The following is a 1649-nucleotide window of genomic DNA, read 5'->3' on the forward strand; positions in this document are numbered from 1 at the left end:
ATGACCGCCACCGACGACGGCGTGCTCGCCATCTACGACGACGAGGCGGGCGCGCTGGCGCGCGTGTTCGGCCGCGATCAGGTCACGGGCGCGCCCGAGGTCGGGCGCAAGCCGTTCGGGCTGGCCGTGCAGGACCTGGGCACCGGCGTGGCGCGGGTCTTCGTCGGCTCGTTCGGTGAGGCCGTGATCTCTGCGGTGGACGTGCCGCTCGCCGCGCCCGACTCGGCCAGGGTGGTCCCGTCTCCCGTCGATCCCACCCGCCCGCTCCGCATCGGGGAGGTCACTCAGTGAGGTCTCGCTCCCTGGCGGTGCTCGCGATCTGCTGGGCCCTGGCCGGCTGCGGCTCGAACAAGGTCAAGTCGGGGCTGGGCCTGTGGCAGCCCGGCTCGGTGGCGGTCTTCAACGGCTACACGCTGAAGAACGCCGGCCTCCATCCCTACGTGGCCGTGGCCAACACCGGCCGGGACGAGCTCGTGCTGGTGGACGCGGTGGACGACGCGCCGGTCCCCGCGCCGATCCTGTTCCGGCCCCTCGCCATCGTGGTCGGCAAGCAGCGCCCCACCGACGTGCTGGCCGCCTCGCTCGGCGACTCCGCCGCTTCCGGGTCGCTGGCGGACCTGCTGGTGGTCCGCTCGGCCGGCTCGAGCGTGCTCCAGGTGGTGCGGACCTGGGTCCTCCCCGGACAGGCGGCCGATCCGCGGGTGCTGCCCGCGCTCGACGTCGACCTCGCCGCCGGTGCCGCCGACGCCGAGGTGCTCGCCATGGTGGCCGCGCCCGTGCCGATCTCCGACGGGGCGGGCGGCTTCACGGCCGCCACCGGCCGGGTCCGGGTGGTTGCGGCGCTGAGCGGTCAGCGGCTGTCGGTGGTCGAGTTCGCGCGCCAGGCCGACGGGTCGATCCTGCCCGGGCCAGCCGTGGTGCAGCACCTCTCGCTCGACGCGGGCGGCGGCCCGGTCCGGTTCGACGCGGTGTCGCTGTCGGTGAACCCCGCCCTCCCTCGGTACCTCTACGTGGCGAGCCCCGACCCCATCCCGACCTCCGCGGGGACGGTGGAGGGCGTGGCCGAGCTGGACACGTCGCTCCCCCCCGGCGCCTTCACCTGGCGCGCCCTCGACGCCCGCGCGCCCACCAAGCTGGTGGCGGCCTGGACGCTCCGCGAGCGGCTGCCGGGCTCCGCCGGCGACGGCGCCGAGGCCCTCCAGCCGACGGCCGTGGACCGCGTCTACGCCTTCCTGGACCCGACGCGCTGCGGCGCGACCCAGCGGGTCGGGTGCGGGATCGCCGTGATCGACCGGACCACCGGCCACCTCGCCGCCGATCCCTCCGGCGGCATGCCGTACATGGCGCCCATCGCCGTGCCGGCAGTCCCCGTGGCGCTGGTGGTCTCTCCCCCGCCGGCCAATCCGCCGTCCCAGTCCGCCGACGAGGCCATCTTCGCCGCGCCCTACATGCGGATCGCGCCGGGCAGCGGCATCAGGCTCACCACCGCCGTGCTCGAGGTCCCGGCGACCGACGGTCACGTCTACTTCGTGGACCTCGCGCGCTGGGCCATCCCGAACGACGGCTCGATCCTGCGCCTCTCGACCACGCGCACCGCGGTGACCAGCGCCGTCGCCGGGATCGCCGACGAGCAGCGGATCGGCCTGTGG

Annotated in this window: 2 protein-coding genes; both read left to right on the forward strand. The window is 75.3% G+C overall.

Annotated elements, in window-relative coordinates; all coding sequences use genetic code 11:
- A partial coding sequence (locus VF825_RS04640; RefSeq protein ID WP_331110635.1) for a hypothetical protein occupies positions 1-291 on the forward strand: 291 nt, incomplete at its 5' end.
- A partial coding sequence (locus VF825_RS04645; RefSeq protein ID WP_331110637.1) for a hypothetical protein occupies positions 288-1649 on the forward strand: 1362 nt, incomplete at its 3' end. The genes VF825_RS04640 and VF825_RS04645, both read left to right, overlap by 4 nt.

Source organism: Oryzihumus sp., assembly GCF_036391795.1.
GTDB lineage: Bacteria > Actinomycetota > Actinomycetes > Actinomycetales > Dermatophilaceae > Oryzihumus.